At 69.9% G+C, this 26710-nt stretch carries 22 protein-coding genes and 1 riboswitch; of the genes, 14 read left to right on the top strand and 8 right to left on the bottom strand.

Annotated features, from left to right (window positions below):
• Positions 1 to 193 precede the first annotated feature (193 nt).
• From OHT77_RS42805 to OHT77_RS42790, 4 genes are all read left to right on the top strand, one after another.
• Positions 194 to 397, top strand: coding sequence for a cold-shock protein (locus OHT77_RS42805; protein ID WP_019056860.1), 204 nt, complete (start codon positions 194 to 196; stop codon positions 395 to 397).
• Positions 398 to 577: 180 nt separating this feature from the next.
• Positions 578 to 2137, top strand: a complete 1560-nt coding sequence (locus OHT77_RS42800) for a DEAD/DEAH box helicase (protein WP_328833774.1) — start codon at positions 578 to 580, stop codon at positions 2135 to 2137.
• Positions 2138 to 2201: 64 nt separating this feature from the next.
• The gene (locus OHT77_RS42795) at positions 2202 to 2516 is read left to right on the top strand and encodes an SCO5918 family protein (protein ID WP_328833773.1); all 315 of its coding nucleotides are present in this window, start codon (positions 2202 to 2204) and stop codon (positions 2514 to 2516) included.
• A 157-nt stretch (positions 2517 to 2673) separates the two neighbouring features.
• A complete protein-coding gene (locus OHT77_RS42790) occupies positions 2674 to 4119 on the top strand; it encodes a glyceraldehyde-3-phosphate dehydrogenase (protein ID WP_328833772.1) in 1446 nt (481 codons plus the stop codon).
• Positions 4120 to 4200: 81 nt separating this feature from the next.
• Here OHT77_RS42790 and OHT77_RS42785 read toward each other — a convergent pair whose 3' ends face one another.
• A complete protein-coding gene (locus OHT77_RS42785; protein WP_328834490.1) occupies positions 4201 to 6327 on the bottom strand; it encodes a DUF1996 domain-containing protein in 2127 nt (708 codons plus the stop codon).
• Between the two features lie 336 nt (positions 6328 to 6663).
• Positions 6664 to 6837, top strand: a riboswitch (cyclic di-AMP (ydaO/yuaA leader).
• Positions 6838 to 6845: 8 nt separating this feature from the next.
• Between OHT77_RS42785 and OHT77_RS42780 the strand changes: the two genes are divergently transcribed.
• Together OHT77_RS42780 and OHT77_RS42775 are read left to right on the top strand one after the other, a co-directional pair.
• Complete coding sequence (locus tag OHT77_RS42780; RefSeq protein WP_328833771.1) at positions 6846 to 8972, top strand: NlpC/P60 family protein; 2127 nt, start codon at positions 6846 to 6848, stop codon at positions 8970 to 8972.
• 203 nt (positions 8973 to 9175) lie between these two features.
• Positions 9176 to 9637 carry a hypothetical protein gene (locus OHT77_RS42775; RefSeq protein WP_328833770.1) on the top strand — a complete coding sequence of 154 codons (462 nt, stop codon included), beginning with the start codon at positions 9176 to 9178 and terminating at the stop codon, positions 9635 to 9637.
• Between the two features lies 1 nt (position 9638).
• On the opposite strand, the gene OHT77_RS42770 is transcribed toward OHT77_RS42775, so the two are convergent.
• Positions 9639 to 10499, bottom strand: a complete 861-nt coding sequence (locus OHT77_RS42770; protein WP_328833769.1) for an endonuclease/exonuclease/phosphatase family protein — start codon at positions 10497 to 10499, stop codon at positions 9639 to 9641.
• Between the two features lie 188 nt (positions 10500 to 10687).
• Here OHT77_RS42770 and gndA point away from each other — a divergent pair, with 188 nt between their 5' ends.
• A complete protein-coding gene (gene gndA / locus OHT77_RS42765; protein ID WP_328833768.1) occupies positions 10688 to 12157 on the top strand; it encodes an NADP-dependent phosphogluconate dehydrogenase in 1470 nt (489 codons plus the stop codon).
• 47 nt (positions 12158 to 12204) lie between these two features.
• Here gndA and OHT77_RS42760 read toward each other — a convergent pair whose 3' ends face one another.
• Positions 12205 to 13281 carry a LacI family DNA-binding transcriptional regulator gene (locus OHT77_RS42760; protein ID WP_390920564.1) on the bottom strand — a complete coding sequence of 359 codons (1077 nt, stop codon included), beginning with the start codon at positions 13279 to 13281 and terminating at the stop codon, positions 12205 to 12207.
• Between the two features lie 203 nt (positions 13282 to 13484).
• Between OHT77_RS42760 and OHT77_RS42755 the strand changes: the two genes are divergently transcribed.
• The 6 genes from OHT77_RS42755 to OHT77_RS42730 all read left to right on the top strand — a co-directional run bounded on the left by OHT77_RS42755 (position 13485) and on the right by OHT77_RS42730 (position 21523).
• Entirely contained in the window at positions 13485 to 14411 is a 927-nt protein-coding gene (locus OHT77_RS42755; RefSeq protein ID WP_266775217.1) for a carbohydrate ABC transporter permease, read from the top strand.
• Positions 14412 to 14414: 3 nt separating this feature from the next.
• Positions 14415 to 15365, top strand: a complete 951-nt coding sequence (locus OHT77_RS42750; protein ID WP_328833766.1) for a carbohydrate ABC transporter permease — start codon at positions 14415 to 14417, stop codon at positions 15363 to 15365.
• 46 nt (positions 15366 to 15411) lie between these two features.
• Positions 15412 to 16752 (top strand): ABC transporter substrate-binding protein, encoded by a 1341-nt coding sequence (locus tag OHT77_RS42745; RefSeq protein ID WP_328833765.1) that lies wholly within the window; start codon positions 15412 to 15414, stop codon positions 16750 to 16752.
• A gap of 140 nt (positions 16753 to 16892) precedes the next feature.
• Entirely contained in the window at positions 16893 to 18947 is a 2055-nt protein-coding gene (locus OHT77_RS42740; RefSeq protein WP_328833764.1) for a beta-galactosidase, read from the top strand.
• A gap of 185 nt (positions 18948 to 19132) precedes the next feature.
• Complete coding sequence (locus OHT77_RS42735; RefSeq protein ID WP_328833763.1) at positions 19133 to 20302, top strand: permease; 1170 nt, start codon at positions 19133 to 19135, stop codon at positions 20300 to 20302.
• 210 nt (positions 20303 to 20512) lie between these two features.
• Complete coding sequence (locus tag OHT77_RS42730; protein WP_328833762.1) at positions 20513 to 21523, top strand: chitinase; 1011 nt, start codon at positions 20513 to 20515, stop codon at positions 21521 to 21523.
• A gap of 47 nt (positions 21524 to 21570) precedes the next feature.
• On the opposite strand, the gene OHT77_RS42725 is transcribed toward OHT77_RS42730, so the two are convergent.
• From OHT77_RS42725 to OHT77_RS42715, 3 genes are all read right to left on the bottom strand, one after another.
• Positions 21571 to 22623 carry an LLM class flavin-dependent oxidoreductase gene (locus OHT77_RS42725; protein WP_328833761.1) on the bottom strand — a complete coding sequence of 351 codons (1053 nt, stop codon included), beginning with the start codon at positions 22621 to 22623 and terminating at the stop codon, positions 21571 to 21573.
• Between the two features lie 28 nt (positions 22624 to 22651).
• A complete protein-coding gene (locus OHT77_RS42720) occupies positions 22652 to 23107 on the bottom strand; it encodes a MarR family winged helix-turn-helix transcriptional regulator (RefSeq protein WP_328833760.1) in 456 nt (151 codons plus the stop codon).
• A 72-nt stretch (positions 23108 to 23179) separates the two neighbouring features.
• On the bottom strand, positions 23180 to 24277 hold the full coding sequence (locus OHT77_RS42715) for a PP2C family protein-serine/threonine phosphatase (protein WP_328833759.1): 1098 nt from the start codon (positions 24275 to 24277) through the stop codon (positions 23180 to 23182).
• 296 nt (positions 24278 to 24573) lie between these two features.
• On the opposite strand from OHT77_RS42715, the gene OHT77_RS42710 reads away from it, so the two are divergent.
• Positions 24574 to 24993 carry an ATP-binding protein gene (locus OHT77_RS42710; RefSeq protein WP_328833758.1) on the top strand — a complete coding sequence of 140 codons (420 nt, stop codon included), beginning with the start codon at positions 24574 to 24576 and terminating at the stop codon, positions 24991 to 24993.
• Between the two features lie 14 nt (positions 24994 to 25007).
• Here OHT77_RS42710 and OHT77_RS42705 read toward each other — a convergent pair whose 3' ends face one another.
• Entirely contained in the window at positions 25008 to 25235 is a 228-nt protein-coding gene (locus OHT77_RS42705) for a non-oxidative hydroxyarylic acid decarboxylases subunit D (protein ID WP_328833757.1), read from the bottom strand.
• 34 nt (positions 25236 to 25269) lie between these two features.
• Complete coding sequence (locus tag OHT77_RS42700) at positions 25270 to 26694, bottom strand: non-oxidative hydroxyarylic acid decarboxylases subunit C (protein WP_328833756.1); 1425 nt, start codon at positions 26692 to 26694, stop codon at positions 25270 to 25272.
• Between the last annotated feature and the right edge of the window lie 16 nt (positions 26695 to 26710).

The raw sequence follows: 26710 nt of genomic DNA, 5'->3' as shown, positions 1-26710 counted from the left end.
ATGCCCGATCGCGCCGTGCTACTATTGATCTCAGTTGCAGTTGTGGTTGCCAAACCCTTCAGATGCCCGCACCGCCCTCCGGGACGGTGGAGCATTTTTTTGTGTGTCCGGTTTTTTTCCGGCGGGGTGATCATCACGGCGACACGGAGTCCGCACAGTGCGGGCACCGGTGACCGCCCCGAAGGAGAACAAAATGGCCAGTGGCACCGTGAAGTGGTTCAACGCGGAAAAGGGTTTCGGCTTCATCGAGCAGGACGGTGGCGGCGCTGACGTCTTCGCCCACTACTCGAACATCGCCGCCCAGGGCTTCCGCGAGCTGCAGGAGGGTCAGAAGGTGACCTTCGACATCGCGCAGGGCCAGAAGGGCCCGACGGCCGAGAACATCGTCCCTGCGTAACAACGACGTTTACTTCGCAGCTGGGGCCCGCACCTTGGGGTGCGGGCCCCAGCTCGCTGCATTTCCCATGCTGTCGGCGCTATTCCGCCGAAGCCACCGGCTCGTTCTTGCGATTCTCTGCGCCGTTCATTCACCGCGGGAATTCCTTGATACGTGCCATATCAAGGAAGGTTCCACATTTTGAACCGCGCACGTACGAATGACCGTTTCTCGCGAAAGCGTAATGGGAATCCGGAATCCGGAAAGAGCGGCGGCTACCGCTCTGCAGCTCCGTCCGGCAACCGTTCCGGCGCGCCGCGCCGCTCCAAGAGCGGTGGTGGCCGACCGGCCGCCCTGCAGGGCGAGTTCGCGCTGCCGAAGACGGTCACCCCCGGCCTGCCGGCCGTGGAGTCGTTCGCCGAACTCGACATGCCCGCCAAGCTGTTGGCCGCGCTCGGTCACGAGGGCGTCTCCGTCCCGTTCCCGATCCAGGCCACGACGCTCCCCAACTCCCTTGCCGGCCGCGACGTGCTCGGCCGCGGCCGCACCGGCTCCGGCAAGACCCTCGCGTTCGGCCTGGCGATGCTGGCCCGCACGGCGGGCCGCCGCGCCGAGCCGCGTCAGCCGCTCGCGCTCGTCCTCGTCCCGACCCGCGAGCTGGCCCAGCAGGTCACCGACGCGCTGACCCCGTACGCCCGCGCCGTGAGCGTGCGGATGACCACGGTCGTCGGCGGTATGTCCATCGGCCGTCAGGCCGGGGCGCTGCGCGGTGGCGCGGAGGTCGTGGTCGCGACGCCCGGACGCCTCAAGGACCTGATCGAGCGCGGCGACTGCCGCCTGGACAGTGTCTCCATCACCGTCCTCGACGAGGCCGACCAGATGGCCGACATGGGCTTCATGCCGCAGGTCACCGCGCTGCTCGACCAGGTGCAGACGGGCGGCCAGCGGATGCTGTTCTCCGCCACCCTCGACCGCAACGTGGACCTCCTGGTCCGCCGTTACCTGACCGACCCCGTCGTCCACTCCGTCGACCCCTCCGCGGGCGCGGTCACGACGATGGAGCACCACGTCCTGCATGTGCACGGCACGGACAAGCAGCGGGCGACCACCGAGATCGCGGCGCGCGAGGGCCGGGTCATCATGTTCCTGGACACCAAGCACGCGGTGGACCGGCTGGTGAAGCACCTGCTGAACAACGGTGTCCGCGCGGCCGGTCTGCACGGCGGCAAGTCCCAGCCGCAGCGCACCCGCACGCTCGCCCAGTTCAAGGACGGGCATGTGACGGCGCTGGTCGCGACCAACGTCGCGGCGCGCGGCATCCACGTCGACAACCTCGACCTGGTCGTCAACGTCGACCCGCCCACCGACCCCAAGGACTACCTGCACCGCGGCGGCCGCACGGCCCGTGCGGGCGAGTCCGGCAGTGTCGTCACGCTGGTCACCCCCGACCAGCGCCGTGACATGACCCGTCTGATGGTCGCGGCCGGTATCACCCCGGAGGTCACCTCCGTGCGGTCGGGCGAGGAGGAGCTGACCCGGATCACGGGCGCTCAGGCCCCGTCCGGTGTCCCGGTCGTCATCACCGCGCCGGTCGTGGAGCGCGAGCGCACCCGTCGCCCGTCCTCCTCCTCGTCCCGGGGCCGTCGTGGCCGTCCGGCCGGCGAGGGCCGGTCCACCGGTGGTGCGGCCCGTCGCAGCAGCGGCGGCAGCGGAAGCAGCAGCCGGGGGCAGCGACGGTCGTCCTTCGGCCCCGCGGCCTGAGGACCAACTCGGCGCCTCCGGGCGCCCGTTCGGCCCCCGATCCTCCTTCTCTCTGTGAGGCAACATGCGCTGTGTCATCGCCCGGTATCCCTTCGACCTCACCAAGATGGGTGTCCTGGAGACGATGAAGGGCATCAAGCCCGAACTGATCACGGGTGAGTCCGTGACCATCGGGCGGCGCCGCTACCCCGTCAAGCAGGTGGGGCAGGTCATCACCCGGCAGGACCCGCGTGACTTCAACAGCGGCGAGGTCGTCCGGGCCATGACCCGGCTCGGCTTCACCTGCCACGGTCTGCCCGAGGCGACGCCCGTGCAGGCGCTCACGCCGTTCGAGAACGCCTCGGCCCTGCTGGGCAGCGGCGCGCCCCAGGACGTGTAGCAGCGACACCAGTACCACCATGAGGGCCCTGCCGACGCGCGTCGGCAGGGCCCTCACGGCGTTCCAGGCCTTCTACGGGCCGGGCGGTACCCCTGCTGAACGGGCAGATGAACAGCGGGTTAGCATATGAGCGCCGCCTAGCTCGAAAGAGAAACCTGTGCCTGTCAACGAGGACTCGTTCACCAACTGGAAGACCCGCGAGGAGATCGCGGAGTCGATGATCCCGATGATCGGGAAGCTGCACCGCGAGCGGGACGTCACCGTCCTGCTGCACAGCCGCTCCCTGGTCAACAAGTCGGTGGTCAGCATCCTCAAGACCCACCGGTTCGCCCGCCAGATCGACGGCGAGGAACTCTCCGTCACCGAGACCCTCCCCTACCTGCGGACGCTCACCACGCTCGACCTGGGCCCCTCGCAGATCGACATCGGCATGCTTGCCGCGACCCACCGCGCCGACGAACGCGGCCTGTCCGCCGAGGAGTTCACCGCCGAGGCCGTCGCCGGTGCCACGGGCGCCAACAAGATCGAGCGCCGCGAGGGCCGCGATGTCGTCCTCTACGGCTTCGGCCGCATCGGCCGCCTGGTCGCCCGCCTCCTCATCGAGAAGTCCGGCTCGGGCAACGGCCTGCGGCTGCGCGCCATCGTCGTACGGCGGGGCGGGGAACAGGACATCGTGAAGCGCGCCTCGCTGCTGCGCCGCGACTCGATCCACGGCCAGTTCCAGGGCACGATCACCGTCGACGAGGCGAACAGCACGATCGTCGCCAACGGCAACGAGATCAAGGTGATCTACGCGAGCGACCCGTCCGAGGTCGACTACACGGCCTACGGCATCAAGGACGCCATCCTCATCGACAACACGGGCAAGTGGCGTGACCGGCAAGGACTTTCGCAGCATCTGCGGCCCGGCGTCGACAAGGTCGTCCTGACCGCGCCCGGCAAGGACGACGTCCCGAACATCGTGCACGGCGTCAACCACGACACCATCAAGCCCGACGAGCGGATCCTGTCCTGCGCGTCCTGCACCACCAACGCGATCGTGCCGCCGCTGAAGGCGATGGCCGACGAGTACGGTGTGCTGCGCGGCCACGTGGAGACCGTCCACTCGTTCACCAACGACCAGAACCTGCTGGACAATTACCACAAGGCCGACCGCCGCGGCCGTTCGGCGCCGCTGAACATGGTGATCACCGAGACCGGTGCCGCATCCGCCGTCGCCAAGGCGCTGCCCGACTTGAAGGCGCCGATCACCGGCAGCTCGATCCGCGTCCCGGTGCCGGACGTCTCGATCGCCATCCTCAGCCTGCGCCTGGGCCGTGAGACCACCCGCGCCGAGGTCCTCGACTACCTGCGCGACGTCTCGCTGACGTCCCCGCTGAAGCGGCAGATCGACTTCACCACCGCCCCCGACGCGGTGTCGAGCGACTTCATGGGCTCGCGCCACGCCTCGATCATCGACGCGGGCGCCACCAAGGTCGACGGCGACAACGCGATCCTCTACCTCTGGTACGACAACGAGTTCGGCTACTCCTGCCAGGTCGTCCGGGTGGTCCAGCACGTCACCGGGGTCGAGTACCCGACGTACCCCGCGCCGGCCGTCTGATCCCGACGCGCTGAACGCACTGCGGCCCGGCCACCCAAGTGAGGGTGACCGGGCCGCAGTTGATCACAGCCGTGCGTGGTGTCAGCGGGAGCTGCGCTTGCTCCGGTAGAGCACCACGAACCCGGCGACGAGCAGCAGCGCACCGGCCACGGCGGGCCACAGGTTCGCGCCGGTCTCCGCGAGACCGCCCTGTGCCTGCGGCTCGTTCGGGCTCACGGCGGCGTAGCTCTCGCCGCCGGAACTCGCGGCGGGCGGCGTCGTCTCGGCGGTGCCGACCTCGCCACCGGAGGCGGCCTTGTCGTCCGAACCACCCTGGGTCGGCGTCGACTTGGAGCCCTCGGTCTTCGTGTCAGCCTTGGGCACCGAGACGGCGGTGGTCAGCGATCCCGGGTCCGTGGTCTGCACGTCGGTGGGCTGGTCGTCGGGCGCGCTGGTCGCGGGGTCCGCGGTGGCCTGGCCGCCGTTGTCACCCTTTCCGCCGTTCCCGCCGTTGTCACCGCTTCCGGCGTTGCCGCCGTTGTCACCACCGCCGGCGTTCCCGCCGTTGCCCTGGTTGCCGCCGTTCCCGGCGGGCTCGTCGGACGCGGTCGCGCCGGCCGTCGGCTGGGCGCTGTCGGTGGCCGTCGGGGACTCCTGCGGTTCACCGGAACCGGAGCCGCCGCCGTTGCCGGAGCCGCCGGCGTTGCCCGAACCGCCGCCCGAGCCGGAGCCGTCGCCCGAGCCGCCGGGGTCGTTGTCCGTCCCCGCGCCGCACTTCTCGCCGTTGTTGATGCAGTTGACCATGTCCTTCATCAGGCCCTCGTCGAAGACGTTGATGAAGTCGCCGTGGTCGGTGACGGGCTTGTGCTGCTGCTCGGGGAAGGAGTCCACCGCGAACAGCGGAGTCGTCTTCCCGCCGTCCTGGAGGCTCGGCGCCTTCACGTCGTAGACGATCCGCTGGACCAGCTGCGGGATGGCCTCGAAGCCGGCGGGGCAGGTGCCGTCGGCGGCCTCGAAGGCCACGTGGGTGCGGTGGTTGGCGCTGTCGATGTTGCGGCCGTCCCAGCAGCTCTGGAACTTGAAGGTGCGCACGACGTCACTGCCGGACGGGCACAGCGGGTACTTGTCCTTGAGCTGCCGGTCCTCGAAACCGGTGCAGCTCCAGGAGGCGTTGGCGTTGGCCGGGCCGTTCACGAAGGCCTTCGCGTCACCCGTGATGATGCGCAGGAGGCGCGGCATCGCGACGACCTTGCTCTTCGGGTTGCCCACGAACGTCAGCGTGGCCGCCCTGGCCGTGACGATCTGGCCGGAGTTGCCTTCGGTGCCGCCGCCGGGCTTGTCGGCGTCCCGCTCCTGCTTGCCGTTCTGCAGACGCAGCACGGGCCAGTAGTACGTGGACTTGTCGCCCTGGTTCTCGCAGCTCGTGTTCGCCTTCGCCAGGTCGTCGTCACTGGCGAACGCGTTGTTGGACTGGTTGCCGACGTAGTCGTGGAAGTGGTGGGCGCCGTTGGTCACCCCGGGGGCGACGATCACGTTGTCGGAGTTGAACAGGCCGTTCTCGTTCACCCCACAGGCGGTGACGAACGTGCCGCGGGAGGCGTCGGCCTGGTCCTGTGCCGCGTTCACGTTGGGCTGTACGGAGGTGATGTCCGCGTAGTCCGAGGCGACCGGTCCGTTGGTGGAGGGCTGGTTGCCCTGCTGGTCCTGGCCGCCGGCGCTGGCGCTGGCGTCACCGCCGGCAGTGGCGGCCCCGCTGGCGTCGCCGTTGCCCTTGTCGTCGCCGCTCTGGTCGTCGGACCCGTTCGTGGGCGCGATCAGCGTGCAGCCGGCGAGCGCGTCGAGTCCCTCCGGGCGGTCGCCGACACGCGCGATGGCGTCGTCGATCCGGCCGATCGTCGCGGCCCGCTTCTCCTTCAACGGATTCATGATCGCGTTGTCGGCGAAGGAGGCGTCCTGGCGTATGGACTCGGTGGAGTCCTTGAGCTTCTGGTAGGCCTCGGTTATCTGCTGGTCCAGAAGCGCGAGTTGGTTGTCGACCTCGGTCTTCGCCGCGTCGGGCACCGTCGTCAACTGGGTCCCGATGTCCGGGCAGTCGATCGTCGCGCCGTCCGATGCCGCATCGGGAGACCCTTGCTGGGTGGTGTCACCGCCCCAGCCCTCGGACGCCGACGCGTAGACGTTCGCCGCCACCAGTCCTCCGCCGCCCAGCATCAGGGCGACTGCTGCCATCGTCGCGCGTCGTGCGCCCGTGGGGCGTCTGCGCGTGTTGCGTGCCAAGGAAGTTGCTCCTACACGTATCGGTCGGCCCGGCTCGTCCCGGCATGGAAATCCCCCGCACCAATACGGGGCGGGGTGCCGGTGTGTTCAACCGTCCCAAAAATTCATAGCGACCTCTTATGGAGCTCCTGGCACGGTGGCCCCCAAGAGCCCTCGCCACACCCAGGACGAGGTAAAGGTCACAAATACGTATCGGACATATCGCGCTTCAACCTTCACATGAGGCACACACGTTGGCTAGGTTGACGCCCAGGCCGTACGACCTACACCGGCGATCAGCGCCGGGCCGCGCGGCTCGCGTCGAATCCGGTGCGTCGCTCGCGACAGCCGGAACCGGGGACCCAACCGACTTGGGGTGAATCGGCCCAACCGCCCATCTGGGCAAGGACCGTAGGGCACACCTTCCGTGATCGACCGCCCGAACCCGACAGCTAACCCGGTAGGCGCGTTACGGAAGGAGCACGTCTGCCATGCCGGCAGAACGAAGTACGCGCACCGGAGGCAGTGGCCCCACCGTGGACGACCGACCCAGCCGTGACGAAGTCCAGCGGCGGATCAACTCCCTTTACGACCGGGCCGAGACGGCCACCGGGAACTACAACGCCACCCGTGCGATGTCCGGGGGCCCGCGCAAGCGTGTCGAACCCCGGTCCGGCGCTCCGCGTCCTTCCGACCCCGCCCTCGACGCCGTCACCCGGCAGTTGTTCGACCGGGCGCGGGCCCAACTCGGCCCGACCGTACCGGCGATCCTGCCGCCCAGCAGGACGGGCCGTCCGGCGGCGGCACGTTCCGAGCGCTCCGAGCGACGCCCCGAGGGTGACGGCGGCGGGCGGGCGCTCGAAGCGCAGCCCGGCCGCGCTGTCGCCGAGCTGACCGCGGGGACGTCCGTACCGGACATCACCAGCCAGCACCTCGCCTCCCCCGTCGCGGAGTTGACCGCGCGGCCGGTCGCCGAGTTGCTGCCCGCCGCGCCGCAGACACCGCAGGCGCAGGCACCGCAGGCACCGCAGGCACCGCAGCTGCCCCAGCCGACCATGCTCGACCTGCCGCCCGTGCCCGCCGTCGAGATGACACCGGCGCCCTTCGCACAGCCGCAGCAGTTCGCACCGACCTTCGCCCCGGCTCCGGCCTTCGACCCGCTCACCGCGGACCTCAACCTGCTCCCGTCCATCGCCGCACCGCGCTCCGAACCGGCCCCGGCGCTGGCCACCTGGCCGCCCGCCGAGTCCAACTGGCCTACACCGGAGGCGACTTGGTCGACCGGGCAGACCCCGGTGATCCCCGAGCAGCAGCCATGGTCGACCGGCCAGATGCCGATCGTGGCCGCACCGGAGACCCCTTGGTCCAGCGGTCAGATGCCAATGGTGGCCGCACCGGAGACTCCCTGGTCCAGCCGTCAGATGCCGATGGTGACCGAGCAGCAGGCATGGTCCACGGGCCAGCTGCCCGCCATACCCCAGCAACAGACCTGGTCCACCGGAGAGATGCCGGTCGTGACCCAGCAACAGGCCGCGTCCACTGGGCAGATACCGCTCGCGGCCCAGCAACAGGCCACCTCCACGGGCCAGATACCGGTCGTGCCCGAGCAACAGCCTTGGGCCACCGGCCAGATGCCCGTCGTGGCCGCGCCGGAGCCGACGTGGTCGACCGGGCAGACACCCGTGATCCCCGAGCAGCAGACGTGGTCGACCGGGCAGACGCCGATCGTGGCCGCGCCGGAGACGCCCTGGTCCAGCGGCCAGATGCCGATGGTGACCGAGCAGCAGACGTGGTCCACCGGCCAGACGCCGATCGTGGCCGCCCCGGAGACCCCCTGGTCCAGCGGCCAGATGCCGATGGTGACCGAGCAGCAGGCATGGTCCACCGGCCAGCTGCCCGCCATGCCGCAGCAACAACCCTGGTCCACCGGCCAGATGCCCGCCCTGCCCGAGCAACAGCCTTGGTCCACGGGCCAGTTGCCCCTGATGCCCGAGCAGCCGACCGCGTACCCCGCGCCGCCGCAGGACTGGCGCCCGCCGCAGCAGGAGTGGCAGCCGGTCCCGCCCGCCGCCGAGGTCGCCTTCGCCGCGGCGCCCCTCCTCGGGCCCGAGGTCTCCTTCGCCGCGGCTCCGCTGCTCGCCCCCGAGGTCACCGCGGCCGCCGCGCCGGCCATGGCCCCGGAGATCATTCTCCCGGCGGCCCCGGCCATGAGCCCGACGGTCGCCGCGCCCGTCCCCGTCGCCCCGGACGCGGGCACCCAGAGCAAGACCGCCATCGCGCTCGCCTTCGCCCGCGCCCAGATCGGCAGGCCCTGCCTGTGGGGCGCGGCGGGACCGGACGCGTACGACTGCTCCAGCCTCACCCAGGCCTCCTGGAAGGCCGCGGGCGTCCACCTCCCGCGCACCGCGCAGGAACAGTCGAGCGCCGGCACGCTCGTCCCGCTCACCGACATCCGCCCCGGTGACCTGCTGTTCTTCCACGACAGCGTCGACCACGTCGGTCTCTACACCGGCAACGGCCTGATGATCCACGCGCCGAGCCCGGGGACGCCGATCCGCGAGGAGTCGATCTTCTACGCCGGTTCGGCCGCCATCCGGGGCGCCGTACGGCCCGCCTGAGCCGCCCGGGGCCGGGTGTTCCCGGCCCCGACCGCGCCCGTCCCGCCACTCTCTCCCGGGCGTGTCGTTGGTCCGTACGAGTGGTGGAACCTCCGACACGGTCGTAGCGTCAACAGGGAGACGAGATCGTGTGCCTCGACAGGCGGGTCCCCCGCCGGTGCGAGTACGGGGCGACGAGGACGAACAGGCGGCCGGGAGCGGACATGTACAAACACACCATGGTCGGAGTCGTCACGCTGTGTGCCGCCGCCCTGCTGGCGCCGGCTGTCGGCAGCTCGGCCGCGGCATCGGTGCGCACGGAGCCGGTGGCCGCTCACCGGCAGTTCCAGAGCCCCGTCCTCGTCGACTGCCTGTGGCACCCCGAGGTGCGCCCCTCCGACTTCACGCTCGCGTGCGGGGACGGCAACAGCCGCCTCACGTCGCTGCACTGGACGTCCTGGAACGACACCTCCGCGACGGCCACGGGCGTCAACATGGTGAACGACTGCGTCCCCTACTGCGCGGCGGGCAAGTTCCACTCGTACCCGGTCGTCGTCCGCCTCGACACCCCGCAGACCTGGAAGCGGCACCCCCAGGTGCAGCAGTACGGCCAGATCAGCCTGACGTACACCGCGGGCCGGCCCGACAAGTTCGCGCACGTCGTGACGTACCCCCTGTGGAACTGACTCACAGGGACAGCTCCACCACCAGCGGCCGGTGATCCGAGATCGCCGTCCTGGGCACCCGCACCGCCCCTACGGCGTCCTCGCCGAGCCCGTTCAGCAGGATGTGGTCGAGCTGGACGAGCGGGCGGTGCGAGGGAAAGGTCGCCTGCCGCGCCGAGCCCCGCCAGCCGCGCCGCGCGGACGCGTTGAGCGCGACCCGGGGCAGTGCGCCGATCAGGTTGAAGTCGCCCATCAGCAGCTGGGGTCGGGGCAGTTCGGCGATCCAGCGGCGCACGGAGCGCAGTTGCCCGATGTTCCACCCCGGCACGAACGAGAGATGCACGGCCACGACGGTGAACGGGCCGTGCGGTCCTTCCAGTACGGCCGCCAGCGCGGCCCGCGCCTGGTCCCGGGCCAGCACCGGAACGGCCCGCCCGGCCACCCGCAGCGGCATGCCGAAGGGCGCTGCCGGGAGCCGTAGCGCATGCCACTCGCGGACCGGGAGCCGGGACAGCAACGCGACGCCGTGCGAGGGGACTTGGGGCCGGCGGGCTTCGTGGCCGTAGACCCGCATCCCGGGCTCGGCCGGGTCGAGGACCCAGCCCCGGCCCGGTACGGAACGGCAGTGCAGCGCCGTCGCGTAGCGCCAGTCCCGAGCGGCCATCGCCTCGGCGGCGACCGCCGCCTGGTCGACGCCGCCCGACCGCTCCTGGAGCCGGTCGATCTCCTGGAGCGCCACGATGTCGGCGTCCAGGGATGCGACGGCCTCGGCGAGGGGCGCGGAGAGATCGCCGGTGAGCGTGGCCGTCGGACGGCCGTCCGGGTCGATCGGCCGACCGTGCAGCACGTTGAACGTCGCACACCGAACCAGTGAGTCACCCATAGTCAGGCCGCATTGTACGTAGGCCGCCCGCGGGGACTGCCTGGTGGTGCGGTTCAGGGACTCACCGCCGGAACGAATGACGAATCCGTGGCCCGTACGTCGAGTCATTTCGCGATCACACACGTACCTGCGGTCATGGGCGCCCAGCGCCGACCCGCCACGTCACCGACTCGGAGAACAGGCACCCCATGAACGCATCCGCACCGCACGACCCCGCCGCCGACGGAACCGCCCAGATCGGCGTCACCGGCCTCGGCGTGATGGGCCGCAACCTCGCGCGGAACTTCGCCCGCAACGGCTACACGGTCGCCGTCCACAACCGGTCGCCGCACCGGACCCATGAGTTGATGAAGGAGTACGGCGACGAGGGAGCCTTCGTCCCGGCCGAGACCGCGCGGGAGTTCGTGGCCGCGCTGGAGAAGCCCCGCCGTCTGATGATCATGGTCCAGGCCGGGCCTGCCACCGACGCCGTGATCGACGAGTTCGCCGAGCTGATGGAGCCCGGCGACATGATCATCGACGGCGGCAACGCCCACTTCGCCGACACCCGCCGCCGCGAGGCCGCCCTGCGCGACAAGGGCCTGCACTTCGTCGGCGCCGGTGTCTCCGGCGGTGAGGAGGGCGCGCTGAACGGGCCGTCGATCATGCCCGGCGGTTCGGCGGAGTCGTACGCCGTGCTGGGCCCGATGTTCGAGTCCGTGAGCGCGAAGGTCGACGGCGAGCCCTGTTCCACGCACATCGGGACCGACGGCGCCGGGCACTTCGTCAAGATGGTGCACAACGGCATCGAGTACGCCGACATGCAGCTCATCGCCGAGGCCTACGACCTGCTGCGCCAGGTCGGCGGCTACACCCCGGCCGAGATCGCGGAGATCTTCCAGCGCTGGAACGAAGGACGCCTCGGCTCCTATCTGATCGAGATCACCGCCGAGGTCCTCGCGCACACCGACGCGGAGACCGGCAAGGCGTTCGTCGACATCGTCACCGACGCGGCCGGGCAGAAGGGCACCGGCCGCTGGACCGTGCAGACCGCGCTGGAGCTGGGCTCGCCGGTCACCGCGATCGCGCAGGCCACCTTCGCCCGCGCCTCCTCCAGCCAGGGCGCCCTGCGCGCCGCCTACCGGGGACTGCCGGGCGGCACCACTCCCCCGCTGAGCCGCACCGAGGCCGACCGGTTCACCGCCCAGGTCGAGCAGGCGCTGTACGCGTCGAAGGTCATCGCCTACGACCAGGGCTGGAAGATGATCCAGGACGCGGCGGCCGAGTTCGACTGGTCGATCGACCTCGCGGCGGTCGCCGGGATCTGGCGCGGCGGCTGCATCATCCGCGCCTCGTTCCTGGACCGCATCCGTGCCGCGTACACGGCGGACCCGGGGCTGGTCAGCCTGCTGAGCGAGGAGAGTTTCGCGGGGGAGATCGGCGACGCGCAGGTCCCCTGGCGCGAGGTCGTCGCCTCGGCGGCGCGCCGCGGCATTCCGGTCCCGGCGTTCTCCGCCGCGCTGTCCCACTACGACACGCTGCGCGCCGACCGGCTGCCGGCGGCCCTGCTCCAGGGCCAGCGCGACTTCTTCGGCGCGCACACCTACGGCCGTACGGACCGCACGGGCACGTTCCACACGCACTGGTCCCGTCCCGGCCGCCCCGAGACCACGGCCTGAGCAACCCCAACGAAAGGGCCCTCCCGCGCGCGGGAGGGCCCTTTCGTTCAGGCGACGGGCGGTGCCGTGCTGTCGCGTATGACGAGCTTCGTGGGCACGAGCGTGGTGCCGTGCTCCTCGCTCCGCTGCCGCATCCGCCGCAGGACGCCCTCCACGCACAGGCGGCCGACCTCGGCGAAGTCCTGGTGGACGGTGGTGAGGGGCGGCAGGAAGGAACCGGCCTCGGGGATGTCGTCGAAGCCGATGACGCTGACGTCCTCGGGGATGCGCCGGCCGCGCTCGTGCAGGGCTCGCAACAGGCCAAGGGCCATCTGGTCGTTGGCCGCGAACACGGCCGTGCAGTCGGCCTGTTGGGCGAGTTCCAGTCCCACGCGGTAGCCGGATTCAGCGGACCAGTCGCCCCGTACGACGGGAGGCACCGGCCGTCCCGCGTCGGTGAGTTCGGCGCTCCAGGCGTCGGCGCGGCGCTGCGCGGCGAACGACTCCTCGGGTCCCGCCAAATGCCAGACCGTGCGATGCCCGAGGTCGAGGAGATGGCGTACGGCGGCCCGCGCGCCGCCGTTCTGGTCGGTGTCGACCACGCTGTAGCGGTCGCCCGCGTCGGAGTCGGCGACGACGACCTGGACGTGCGGCGGCAGGGAGATGGTCGCCGCGTCCAGGAGGTGGACCTCCATGATCGCGATGACCGCGTCGACGGCGAGTTCGCCCAGCCGGGAGAACGCGCCGCGCACCTCGTCCTGCGTGGGGACGGCGACCGGCAACAGCGTGACGGCGTAGCCCTCGTGCGCGGCGGAGGTGGCGATCGCCTCAAGGGTGCGCATGTTGCCCGTGGTGGAGAGGTTGAAGGTGATCACTCCGATGGTGCGGAACTCGCCGCGTTTCAGGGCGCGGGCCGCGCTGTTGGGCCGGTAGCCCAGTTCCTTCATGGCGGCGAGAACCTGCTGCCTGGTCTCCTCGTTGACGCCCGCGTAGCCGTTCGACACGCGGGAGACGGTCTGTGAGGACACGCCCGCCACGCGTGCGACATCCGCCATCGAGGCGCTCTGGGCGCGCCGCGCGGAACGCTTCCCGCCACGCGCGCGTGCCCCGTCTTTTCTCGCCGAGGCACCGTCCGCTGTGTCCACCCGTCTCCCTCACATATCGATCCGATTGCCACGGTCGTGTTTCGTCGGACGACCCTTGACCACCGACATTGGGGCAGTGTAGACATGCCGCCATCAGATGTTTACGTAAACATAACAGGCCGGGGCCGTTGTGGACCGTGCTGTTTACGCAACATCGCGACGGCGTGTGACGCCGGTTCCGAGATGGACGAGCGAGGAACTACATGACGACGCTTCAGCCCCCTGCGGCCGCGACTCGGCCTCCTGACAGGCCCTCGGCGAAACGGGACCGCCGTTCCTGGACAGGGTGGGGTTTCATCGGACCCTTCGCGGTGGTCTTCGCCTTCGTCTTCCTGGCTCCGATCGCCTACTCGATCTATCTCAGCCTCTTCCGCGACCAGCTCATCGGCGGCAACCACTTCGTCGGCCTGGACAACTACAAGCAGGCCTTCCAGGACGACCAGTTCTGGTCCTCCCTGGAGCGGGTCTCGCTGTTCCTGGTGATCCAGGTGCCGATCATGCTCGGCATCGCCCTGTTCGTGGCGCTCGCCCTGGACAGCGGCCGGCTCTTCGGCCGGGACTTCTTCCGGATCTCGATCTTCCTGCCGTACGCCGTGCCCGCCGTGGTCGCCACCCTGATGTGGGGCTTCATGTACGGCACCCAGTTCGGTCTGGTGGGTGACATCAACAGCGCGTTCGACGTCACACTGCCCGACCCGCTCTCCGCGCACCTGGTGCTGGCGTCGATCGGCAACATCGTGACCTGGGAGTTCGTCGGCTACAACATGCTGATCTTCTACTCCGCGCTGCGGGTCATCCCGAACTCGCTGTACGAGGCGGCGGAGATCGACGGCGCCGGGCAGTTCCGGGTGATCACGGCCATCAAGCTCCCCGCGATCCGGGGCGCCCTGGTCATCGCGACGATCTTCTCGATCATCGGCAGCTTCCAGCTCTTCAACGAGCCGAGCATCCTGCGGCCGCTGGCGCGCAACGCGATCACGACGGACTACACGCCGAACTTCTACACGTACTCACTGTCCTTCAACGGACAGCAGCACAACTACTCCGCGGCGGTCGCCATCATCATGGGGCTGATCACCATGGTCATCGCCTACGTCGTGCAGCTCCGCGGCATGCGCAAGGGAGCCTGAGCCATGAGCACCCCCGTCACCACCGCCTCTCCCTCGGCGTCGGCCGCGTCCGGCGGCGGTTCGAAGAGCGCACCCCGGCTGCGCACCCCGCGCAAGAAGCACTCCCCCGGGCGTCCCAAGCGCAGTGTGCTGCTGACCGTGCTGACCGGACTGATCCTGGTCTACACCGTGGTGCCGCTGCTGTGGCTGGTCATCAACGCGACCAAGACGCAGGCAGGCCTCGCCGACTCCAACGGCCTGTGGTTCGCCCACCACTTCGCGCTCTGGCAGAACATCCACGACACGTTCACCTACCACGACGGCATCTTCGTCCGCTGGCTGCTGAACACCCTGCTGTACGTCGTGCTCGGCGCCGGCGGTGCCACCTTCCTGTCGATCCTCGGCGGCTACGCGCTGGCCAAGTTCAAGTTCCCGGGCAAGCGCGCCGTCTTCGCCGTGGTCATCGGCGCGGTCGCCGTCCCGGGTACGGCCCTCGCGGTGCCGACATTCCTGATGTTCAGCAAGATGGGGCTCACGGACACCCCGTGGGCGGTGATCATCCCCTCCCTGGTCTCGCCGTTCGGCCTGTACCTGATGTGGGTGTTCGCCACCGAGGCCATCCCGGTCGAGCTCCTCGAGGCCGCCCGGATCGACGGCGCGGGCGAGATCCGCACCTTCTTCCAGGTGTCCCTGCCGCTGCTCGCCCCCGGTGTCGTGACGGTCCTGCTGTTCACCACGGTCGCGACGTGGAACAACTACTTCCTTCCGCTGATCATGATCAAGAACCCGGACTGGTACCCCCTGACCCTGGGCCTGGACGCCTGGAACTCCCAGGCCCAGACGATCGGTGGTGACGTGATCTTCAACCTGGTGATCACCGGTTCGCTGCTCACCATCGTGCCGCTGATCGCCGCGTTCCTGCTGCTGCAGAAGTACTGGCAGTCCGGTCTCGCCGCCGGAAGCGTCAAGGAATAACCCCACCCTCAAGAAGTCCCACCCACGAAGAAGTGGAAGCACCTCCATGCGCAGAACTACCGGCCGCCTGCTGCGCGGCATGGCCATCCTCTCCGTCCTCGCCCTGGGGGCGACCGCCTGCGGCGGCTCCGGTGACGACAGCTCCAGCACGAAGGCCGTCTCCGCCTCGGACATCCAGGCGGCCCTCAAGAAGGGCGGCTCGGTCACGGTCTGGGCCTGGGAGCCCACGCTGAAGACGGTCGCCGCCGACTTCCAGAAGAAGTACCCCAAGGTCAAGATCAACCTGGTCAGCGACCGGTCCGGCGACAAGCACTACACGGCGCTGTCGAACGCGATCGCGGCCGGCAAGGGCGTCCCCGACGTCGCCCAGGTCGAGTACTTCGCGCTCAGCCAGTACTCCCTCACCAAGGGCCTGACGAACCTGACGCCCTACGGCGCGGACAAGCTGGCCTCCAAGTACACGGCCGGTCCGTGGAACGCGGTGAGCGACGGCGACAAGGTCTACGGCCTGCCGATGGACTCGGGCCCGATGGCGATGTTCTACAACAAGAAGGTCTTCGACAAGTACAAGATCGCCGTCCCGACCACGTGGGACGAGTACGTCGTCGCGGCCCGCAAGCTGCACAAGGCCGACCCGAAGGCGTACATCGCCAACGACGCCGGTGACGCGGGCTTCACCACCAGCATGCTGTGGCAGGCCGGTTCGCGCCCCTACAAGGTCGACGGCACCAAGGTGACGGTCAACTTCGAGGACGCGGGCGCCAAGAAGTACACCGAGACCTGGCAGAAGCTGATCGACGAGAAGCTCCTCGCGCCGATCAACGGCTGGACCGACGACTGGTACAAGGGCCTCGGTGACGGCACCATCGCCACCCTGACCACGGGTGCCTGGATGCCCGCCAACTTCGTCAGCGGTGTCGCCGGTGCCTCCGGTGACTGGCGCGCGGCGCCGATGCCGCAGTGGACCGCGGGCGGCAAGGCCAGCGCGGAGAACGGTGGTTCGTCCCTCACCCTGCCCGCCCTGGGCAAGAACAAGGAACTCGCCTACGCGTTCGTCCAGTACGCCAACGCCGGCGCCGGCATCCAGACCCGCGTGAACGAGGGCGCCTTCCCGGCCACCAAGGCCGAGCAGCAGTCCGCGGCGTTCCAGAACAAGGCGTTCCCGTACTTCGGCGGGCAGAAGGCCAACCAGATCTTCGCCCAGTCCGCGTCCGAGGTCGCGTCCGACTGGTCGTACCTGCCCTTCCAGCAGTACGCCAACTCGATCTTCAACGACACCGTCGGCAAGGCGTACATCTCCGGTACGACGCTGGCCCAGGGTCTGAAGAGCTGGCAGGACGCCTCCGTCAAGTACGGCAACGAGCAGGGCTTCACGGTCAACAAGTGACCCGCCCGCAAGGCACCGAGCAGTAACCGGCACCTCCTCGGGAGCCGCCGCCGAGCAGCACTCCGCCCGGCGGCGGCCGCCCGTGACCCACCACGCAGCACGCATCTCGTACCGCCAGTGCAGTAACCGGAAGGACCACCATGATCTCCACCCTCCTGTCCCAGTTGCGGCACGGGCCGGACGGTGAACCCACCACCCCCCGCCTCGCCTACGGCGCCGACTACAACCCGGAGCAGTGGCCGCGCGAGGTGTGGGACGAGGACGTCCGGCTGATGCGCGAGGCCGGCGTCAGCATCGTCTCCGTGGGAATCTTCTCCTGGGCTCGTATCCAACCGGCCCGGGACGCATGGGACTTCGGCTGGCTGGACGAGATCATGGACCTGCTGCACGCGGGCGGTATCGGCGTCGACCTCGCCACCGCGACCGCGTCCCCGCCGCCATGGCTGAGCACGGAGCACCCGGAGATCCTCCCGGTGACCGCCGCCGGCGAGACCCTGTGGCCCGGTGGCCGTCAGCACTGGCGTCCCACCTCGCCCGTCTTCCGCGACCACGCGCTGCGCCTGGTACGGAAGTTGGCCGAGCGCTACGCGAACCACCCCGCGCTGGTGGCATGGCACGTCTCCAACGAGCTGGGCTGCCACAACGTCTACGACTACTCCGACGACGCGGCCCGCGCCTTCCGCGACTGGCTGCGCGCCCGCTACACCACCGTCGACACGCTCAACCAGGCCTGGGGCACGGCCTTCTGGTCCCAGCGGTACAGCGACTGGGAGCAGATCCTGCCGCCCCGGCTGGCCGCCTCGTTCCCGAACCCGACCCAGCAACTGGACTTCAAGCGCTTCTCCTCGGACGCGCTCAAGGACCATCTCCGCGCCGAGCGCGACCTGTTGCGCGAGATCACCCCGGACGTGCCGGTCACCACCAACTTCATGGTGATGGGCAACACCAAGGGCATGAACTACGCCGACTGGGCGTCCGAGATCGACTTCGTCTCCAACGACCACTACGTGACGCCCGGTTCGCAGGACCGCGACGAGCTGTCGTTCTCCGCGAACCTCGTCAGCGGCATCTCCGCCGGCCGCCCGTGGTTCCTGATGGAGCACTCCACCAGCGCGGTCAACTGGCAGCCCGTCAACGTCGCGAAGCGCCCCGGCGACCTCGCCCGCGACGCGCTGCTGCACGTCGCGCACGGAGCCGACGCCGTCTGCTACTTCCAGTGGCGCCAGTCCGCGGCCGGCGCCGAGAAGTACCACTCCGCGATGGTCCCGCACGCCGGAGCCGACAGCGAGGTCTTCCGCGCGGTGGCCGAACTCGGCCGCACCCTGCGCACGTTGGCCCCCATCGCCGGGTCCGACCGCGAGACCGCCCGGGTCGGCATCGTCTTCGACTGGGAGTCCTGGTGGGCGAGCGAGCAGGACTCGCACCCCACCGACCGCCTCGACTACCGCCAGGAAGCGCTCGACTGGTACTCCGCCCTCCTCGACCTCGGCGTCCGCGCCGACCTCGTCACGGCGCAGACCGCCCTCGACCGCTACGACGTGGTCATCACGCCGGTCCTCCACATGATCCCGGCGGCCCTCTCCAAGGAACTCACGCGCTACGTCGAGCAGGGCGGCCACCTCGTCTCCACCTACTTCTCCGGTGTCGTCGACGAGAACGACCACATCTGGCTCGGCGGCTACCCGGGCGCCCTGCGCGACCTGTTGGGCATCCGCATCGAGGAGTTCGGCCCGCTGCTCGACGGCGACACGGTCGAGCTGGACCTCGACGGCACCGCCACCGGTTCCCTGTGGACCGACCGGATCACGGTGACCGACCCCGAGGTGGAGGTGCTGGCCCACTACCGCAGCGGCGCCTACACCGGCCGTCCCGCCGTCACCCGCCGTACGGTGGGCGGAGGTTCGGCCGCGTACGTCTCCACCCGGCTGGGCCGCGAAGGCCTCACGGGCCTGCTCCCCGAGCTGCTCGCGCCCGCCGGTGTCGTCAGCGAACTCCCCCACTCCGCAAAGGGAGTTGTGGAACTGACCGTGCGCCGGAACGCCGACAGCCGCTACCTGTTCCTGGTCAACCGCACCGACGACACAGTCCCGTTGACCGGCCTGACCGGCGAACTCCTCGTCGGCAGCACGGGCGACGACGGCTTCCCGGTCCTCTCCCCCCGGGACGTCGCCGTGGTACGCCGGCCCGTCAGCTGAGTCCGAGCAGCCCCCGGCGGAAGCCCGGTGTCATGGGCCATCCGTGATTCCTCTTCCGCCCGGGGGGGGTCGGCTCTCGACAGCTCGACGAGATCCAGTGGCGGTTCCGAGGCGGCTCCCTCCCTGCGAGTGATACCCCCTAGGGGTACAGTCCTGCCTGTCGCACACGGGAGAGGGGCGGGTTCATGGAAGCGATCGGGCACGCGTTGTCCATTGCCGGGTCGATGACCTGGGAGGTGACCTGGGCGCTGATCCTCGGCTTCACGCTCTCCGCCGTCGTGCAGGCGGTGGTGCGTCGGTCCACGGTCGTACGGCTGCTGGGTGACGACCGGCCGCGCACGCTCGCGCTGTCCGCGGGGCTCGGCGCGGCCTCGTCGTCGTGTTCGTACGCGGCCGTCGCGCTCGCGCGGTCGCTGTTCCGCAAGGGCGCGAACTTCACCGCCGCGATGGCCTTCGAGATCGCCTCGACCAACCTCGTCGTCGAACTGGGCGTGATCCTGGCCCTGTTGATGGGCTGGCAGTTCACCGCGGCCGAGTTCGTCGGCGGGCCGATCATGATCGTCGTGCTCGCGGTGCTGTTCCGGTTCTTCCTGCGGCAGCGGCTGCTGGACCGGGCGCAGGAGCAGGCGGAGCGCGGGCTGGCCGGCTCCATGGAGGGGCACGCGGCGATGGACATGTCGATCGGGGGCGAGGGGAGCTTCGTCCGCCGGCTGTTCTCGCGGGACGGGTTCACGTCCGTCGCACACATCTTCGTGATGGAGTGGGCGGCGATCCTGCGCGACCTGGTGGCCGGACTGCTGATCGCGGGGGCGATCGCCGCCTGGGTGCCGGACAGCTTCTGGCACACGTTCTTCCTCGCGGACCACCCCCTCGCCGCGAAGCTGGTCGGCCCGCTCGTCGGCCCGTTGGTGGCCATCGCGACCTTCGTGTGCTCGATCGGCAACGTGCCCCTGGCGGTGGTGCTGTGGAAGGGCGGCATCAGCTTCGGCGGGGTGATCGCTTTTCTCTACGCCGATCTGCTGATCCTGCCCATCCTGAACATCTACCGGAAGTACTACGGCGCCCGGATGGCCGGCTTCCTGCTGGTCACCTTCTTCGCCGCGATGGCCGTCGCGGGTTACGTCGTCGAGTTCGCCTTCGGGGGCCTGGGGCTGATCCCGGACCAGGCCGACGCCAAGATCCCCGACGACGGCATCACGTGGAACTACACGACCTGGCTGAACATCGTGTTCCTGCTGCTGGCCGCGAGTCTGGTCGTACGGTTCCTGCGCAGCGGCGGTCCGGCCATGCTGCGGATGATGGGCGGCTCACCGGACCAGGGCGAGCAGGCACACGAGCACCAGCACCACCACTGACCCCGCCCGCACACCCCGGGCGTCCCAGGTCGAATTCCCGTACCGGCACGGCCAGTTCACTGTAAAGAACCTTGACAGACGATTGGTCTAGTCCAAATATGGTCGCTGTTCGTCCCGGTCCGGGGCGACTTCTCTCCTTTCAGCATGGGAGCGTCAATGAGACGACCTGGGCTTCTCCGCGCGTCACTGTCCTGCGCGGCCGTAACCGCCTTGTCCACGGGGCTCGTCGCACTCGGCGGGGGTGCCGCGGACGCCTCGCACCGCGCGCGGCCCATGCCGGACCATGTGGCGGCGCCGTACTTCGAGGCGTGGACCGGTGAGAGCCCGGCGGCGCTCGCCGCCGCGTCCGGCAACAAGTACCTGACGATGGCCTTCCTGCAGACCGAGGCGCCCGGTTCGTGCACGGCGTACTGGAACGGCCAGCCCGCCCAGCCGATCGCGCAGTCCACCTTCGGCAAGGACATCGCCACGATCCAGGCGCGCGGCGGCAACGTCATCCCGTCCTTCGGCGGCTACAGCGCGGACACCACCAACACCGAACTCGCCGACAGCTGCACCGACGTCGACGCCATCGCCAAGGTCTACGAGAGCCTGGTGACGACGTACGGCGTGAGCCGTATCGACCTCGACATCGAGGCCGACTCCATCAACAACACGGCCGGCATCGACCGCCGCAACAAGGCGATCGCGAAGGTGCAGCGCTGGGCCCGACACACCGGCCGCAGCGTGGAGTTCTCCTACACGCTGCCGACGACCACCACCGGTCTCGCGCCCAACGGCGTCGCCCTGCTGCAGAACGCGGTCGACAACGGCGCGCGCGTGGACGTCGTCAACATCATGACGTTCGACTACTACGACGGCGCCGCCCACGACATGGCGCAGGACACCAAGACCGCCGCGACCGGTCTGCACTCCCAACTCGCCGCGCTCCACCCGAAGTCGAACCCGGCGAAGCTGTGGAAGACGATCGGCGTCACCGAGATGCCCGGCATCGACGACTTCGGCCCGGCGGAGACCTTCACCACGCAGAACGCGGTCACGGTGAGGAACTGGGCCGCCGCCCGGGGCATCAACACCCTGTCCTTCTGGGCGCTCCAGCGCGACAACGGCAGCTGCGTGGGCACCGGGGCCGCCAACAACTGCTCCGGGATCGCGCAGGACACCTGGTACTTCAGCCACACGTTCAAGTCGTTCACACGCGGCTCGGGCGACCACCACTAGGGGCTCGGCGGGCTGCGGGTCGCCGCCTCCCCCAGGGCGGCGGCGCGTCAGTCCGCCATCATCTCGCGCACCAGCGGGGCCACCTTCGTGCCGTACAGCTCGATGGTGGTCATGAGGGCGTCGTGGGGCATGCCGGTGATGCCGTACTTCAGGTTGAAGCGGGTCGCGTCGAGGGTCTTGAGGGTGGCCGTGATCTTACGGGCCACGGTCTCGGGCGAACCGACGTGCAGCGCGCCGCCGGGGCCGACGTCCCGCATGAGGCTCTCGCGGGTCGAGGTGCGGAAGCCGCGCTCCCGGGCCACTCCGGCGATCAACTGCTGGAAGGCGGGCAGGAATTCCTCCTGCGCCTGTTCGTCGGTGGCGGCGACATGGCCGGGCGCGTGCACACCGATGGGGCGTGCGGGGTGGCCGAACTCGGCGAGTGCCCGCCGGAACAGCTCGGAGAACGGGGCGAAGCGGGCCACGTCGCCGCCGATGATCGCCAGCATCAGGGAGAACCCGTACTGGGCGGTGCGGACGACGGACTGGGGGCTGCCGCCGACGCCGATCCAGGTGGGGATCGCACCCGTCTCGCTGTGCGGGTACACGGAGACACCGTCGAGGGCGGCGCGGGTGGTGCCGGACCAGGTGACGGGCTTCTCCTTGAGCAGTTCGGCGAAGAGGGCGACCTTCTCCTCGAACAGCTCCTCGTAGTCGTTCAGGTCGTAGCCGAAGAGCGGGAACGACTCGGTGCTCGACCCTCTGCCGAGGATGACCTCGGCACGGCCTCCGGAGACGCCGTCGAGGGTGGCGTAGCGCTGGAAGACGCGTACCGGGTCGTCCGAACTGATCACGGCCACCGCCGAGTTGAGGCGGATGCGCTCGGTGCGCGCGGCGATGGCCGCGAGGACCACGTCGGCGGCCGACAACGGCATCGACTCGGTGTGGTGCTCGCCGATGCCGAAGTGGTCGACTCCGGCCCGGTCGGCGAGGACGCCTTCCTCGACGAGGCGGCGGATGGCCTGGCCGTGGGTGAGCGGCGAGCCCTCGGCGTCGTTCGTGACGTCACCGAAGGTGTCCAGGCCGAGGGTGATGCCGGAGGGGGTGGTCGGGGTGGTCATCTCGTACTCCTTGGGTCTGCTCGGTGGGTCAGGTGGCGATACGGCGCATCACGCCGAGGAGCCGGGTCAGGTCGTCGGCGTCGACGTGGTCGAGGACATGCCGTCGGACGCTGGACAGATGGGCGGGCCAGGCCTCCTGGAGGCGGGCGAGGCCCTGGTCGGTGAGGACGGCGTTCCAGCCGCGCGCGTCCTCGGCGCAGCGCTCCCTGCCGACGAGCCCCTGGGTCTCCAGGCGCGCGACGATGCGGGTCATGCCGCTCAGCGAGAGGTTGCGGACCGACGCCAGCTCGCTCATGCGCATGCGGCGGTCCGCGGCTTCGGAGAGGTGCATGAGGGTCGTGTACTCGGACAGCGGCAGGCGCTGTTCGCGCAGCATGTCGGCGTCGACGGCCCGGGGCAGCACGAGCATCACCCGGGCGAGTTCGCGCACCAGCTCTTCCTCGTGCGGGCTCATGGGGCGCAGTGGCTGCTCGGGCGTGGTCATGCCATCAGGATACTTGATTGACGCAGCAAGTAAGTGGGGCGAACCATGCGGCGGCCCGGTGGCCTGCGGTGCTCACCGGACGGGCGGTTCGTCCCCGGTGGTGGTCGCGTGGCCGTGGTAGCGCAGCAGGAGCATCGCGGCGTCGTCGTGGAGGGGGCCCGCGGTGTGGCGGACCAGGTCCTCGCGGAGGGAGTCGAGGGCGCTCTGCGCGTCGGATTCCTTCAGCAGGTGCGCCCGCTCCCCCAGCGGATAGAACGTGCCGCGGTCGTCGCGGGCCTCGGTGACGCCGTCGGTATAGAGCAGCAGTTGCTCACCGGGGGCGAAGCGCACGGAGAACGGCTTCGGGTTCTCGCTGCCCCGGGCGCCGCCCAGGCCGAGCGGCGGGGCGTAGGAGGGCGGCACGGGGAAGTCGGCGGTGCCATTGCGCCGTACGACCATCGGTGGCGGGTGGCCGTAGTTGAGGAACAGCACCTCGTGGTCCGCGCCGATCTCGGCGAGGACGGCGGTCACGAACTTCTCGTCGGACAGCACCCGGGAGACGCTGCGCTCCAGGCGTTCGCCGAGTCCGACGAGATCGGGTTCGTCGTGCGCGGCCTCGCGGAACGCGCCGAGCACCACGGCGGCCGTCTCGACGGCGGCCAGGCCCTTGCCCTGGACGTCGCCGACGATGACCCGCACGCCGTGCGGGGAGGCGACCACTTCGTAGAGGTCGCCGCCGATCCGGGCCTCCGCGACGGCGGAGGTGTACGACACCGCGGCCTGGAGCGGTCCGGCGGTCAGCGGCACGGGTCGTAGGAGCACGCGCTGGGCGACCTCGGCGATGGACCGCACGCTGGCGAGTTCGGCCTCGCGGCGGCCGCGCATCACGGCGGCGGCGATGCCCGCGCCGGTCACGCCGACCACCGACACCATCGCCAGAAAGCCCCGGCGTTCCTGGAACAGGCCGTCGTAGAGACCGAGTCCGACGCACAGGGCGAGAGCCGCCGCGCCGAACCACGCGGTGCGGCGCCAGCCGCCGACCAGGCCCGCGAAGGCCGGTCCGAGGGAGGCCAGCGGGAGAAAGCCGAGGCCGGGGCCCGTGACGAGGTCGCCGACCGCGACCACCGCCATCACCGCGGCGGGCAGCCAGGTCAGCAAGGGAAGACTGCGCTGCGGCTTCGCTGCGGCCATGGTCCACTCCAAGGGCGTCGCGGCTTTCGGGGGGCGCCTTCCGCAGGGGCCCCTCCCCCACCTTTGGACATCGCAAGGCTGCCAGGCAATCCCCTCGACGTGCCCGGCCCTTTACCCAATTGAGTCCGAGAACGGACATTTCCTGATCGACGACAACCATGTGGCAACGTCCGATTGCCGATCACGGACTCAGGGCAAGTGAACTGTGTAGGACCGGCCGCGCACAGCATGCGGCGGCCCCGGTGCGGTGGCGCCGCGGGGATACCGGGTCGTCCTAGGAGGGGAAGTGATTCGCCATGCGTACGCATCGGCGTACCCATAGGCGTTCTGTACGCGTGGAGTACCTGCTGCCCGACGAGGCCGCGTCGGCGGGTCAGGCACGGAGGCTGACCTCGGAGTTCCTCGCCCGCTCCCGTCATCGGATGGAGCGGGTGGGCCCGTCGCAGATCGACGACGCGACGCTCATCGTGTCCGAACTCGTCGCCAACGCGACCGAACACGGCCGCGGCGAGTGCCGGTTGCGGATCCAGTTGTCCGACGAGCGCGTCACGGTCGAGGTCTACGACGACAACCCGGCCCCGCCGCGCGTGCGGCCGCTGACGGCCGAGGGCGAGAGCGGACGCGGCCTGGCCATGGTCCGCTGCCTGGCCCACCGCTTCGACGTCACCCCCGTCACCGGTGGCGGAAAGCGGGTCCGCGCGATCCTGGCCATCTGACCCGGCCGCACGCTTCAGCGGACGATCAGCGGCGGTACGACGGGGACTTCCGGGGCGGCGTCGATGTCGGCCTGTGTCATCCGGAACTCCACGGGGTACGCCTCGCGCCGCGTGCGGCGGTCGGGTTCGGTGGTGCGCCACATGTAGAGACAGCGGACGCACTGGAGTACGTCCCACACGCCGGGGACCGGCGAGGTGGTCACGGTGTCGAGCGTGTCGTGGGCGCAGCGGGGGCAGATCATGGCGGGTGGCTCCTGAGGTGGATGCGGTGGGCGTTCAGCGGGCGGCGATGAGGGCGCGCAGCCGCTCCGCCCACTCCGGGGTCTCGGGGAGGTCCCGTACGGGCGTGTCGAAGTGACCCCTGTCGTCCGGGGCGACCGGGGTCGTGGCGTCGATGATCATCTTGCTGGTGATTCCGGGGGTGTTGGCGGCCGGCGCGAGTGCCATGACCGACAGGTTGGGGACGATGACCACGTCGTCCTGGGGGTTCACCTTCGCGGACATCGCCCACATCACCTGGGGCAGGTCGAAGGGGTCGACGTCCTCGTCCACGACGATGACCTGCGTGACGTAGCCGAGGCCGTGCGGGGTGGTCATCGCGCGCATGCCGACGGCCTTGGCGAAGCCTCCGTAGCGCTTCTTCGTCGACACGATCACCGCGAGGCCGTGCGTGTACATGGCGTTGACGGCCTGCACCTCGGGGAATTCGGCGCGGAGTTGCTTGAGGAGGGGGACGCAGGTGTTGGGGCCGACGAGGTAGTCGACCTCGGTCCACGGCATGCCCAGGTAGAGGGACTCGAAGACCGGGTTCGTGCGGTACGAGACGCGGTCGACGCGGATCGTCGGCATGCGCCGGCCGCCGGAGTAGTGGCCGGTGAACTCGCCGAAGGGGCCCTCTATTTGGCGGTTGCGGCTCTCCACCACGCCCTCGATGACGACCTCGGAGCCCCAGGGGACGTCGAAGCCGGTGAGCGGGGCGGTGGCGATGGGTGCGGGGGCTCCGCGCAGGGCGCCGGCCATCTCGTACTCGGACTGGTCGTAGCCCATCGGCATGCCGGCGACGACGGTGATGACCGGGTCGTTGCCGAGGGTGATCGCGATGGGCAGGTCTTCTCCCAACTCCTCGGCTGCATGCAGGTGTTGGGCCACGTCGTGCATGGGGACCGGCTGGAAGGCGAGGCGGTCGCGGCCGATGACCTCGATGCGGTACGTGCCGACGTTCTGCTTGCCGAAGTGGTCCGGGTCGCGGGGGTCGCGGGAGACCACGGCGGCCTTGTCGAGGTAGAAGCCGCCGTCGCCGTCGTTGAGCCGGAACAGCGGGAGGACCTTGAACAGGTCGATGTCGGCGCCCTGTTGGGCGTTCTCCCGCCAGGGCGCGTCCTCGCGGCGCTCCGGCGCGACCGGGAAGGCGTCCCAGCGGCGGGCGAACTCCTCGACCTGCTCACGTACGGAGGTGTCCGGGGGCAGTCCGAGGGCGAGGGCGTGGTTGCGCCAGGAGCCGTGGACGTTCATCGCGATCCGGGCGTCGGTGAAGCCCTTGACGTTGTCGAAGTAGAGGGCGGGGGCGCCTTCGCCGATGCGTCCGGCCGCGTTGGCGGCGGCGGCCAAGTCCGGTTCGGGGAGCACCTGTTCGGTGATCCGCAGGAGCTGGCCCTCCTTGTCGAGGATGTCCAGGAAGCTGCGCAGGTCGTCGTAGGGCATGGGGGCTCCGTACGTG

This window comes from Streptomyces sp. NBC_00252 (assembly GCF_036187565.1).
Classification (GTDB): Bacteria; Actinomycetota; Actinomycetes; order Streptomycetales; family Streptomycetaceae; genus Streptomyces.
Note: the sequence above shows the minus strand (reverse complement) of the source record. Positions and strands in the feature narration are given on the sequence as shown.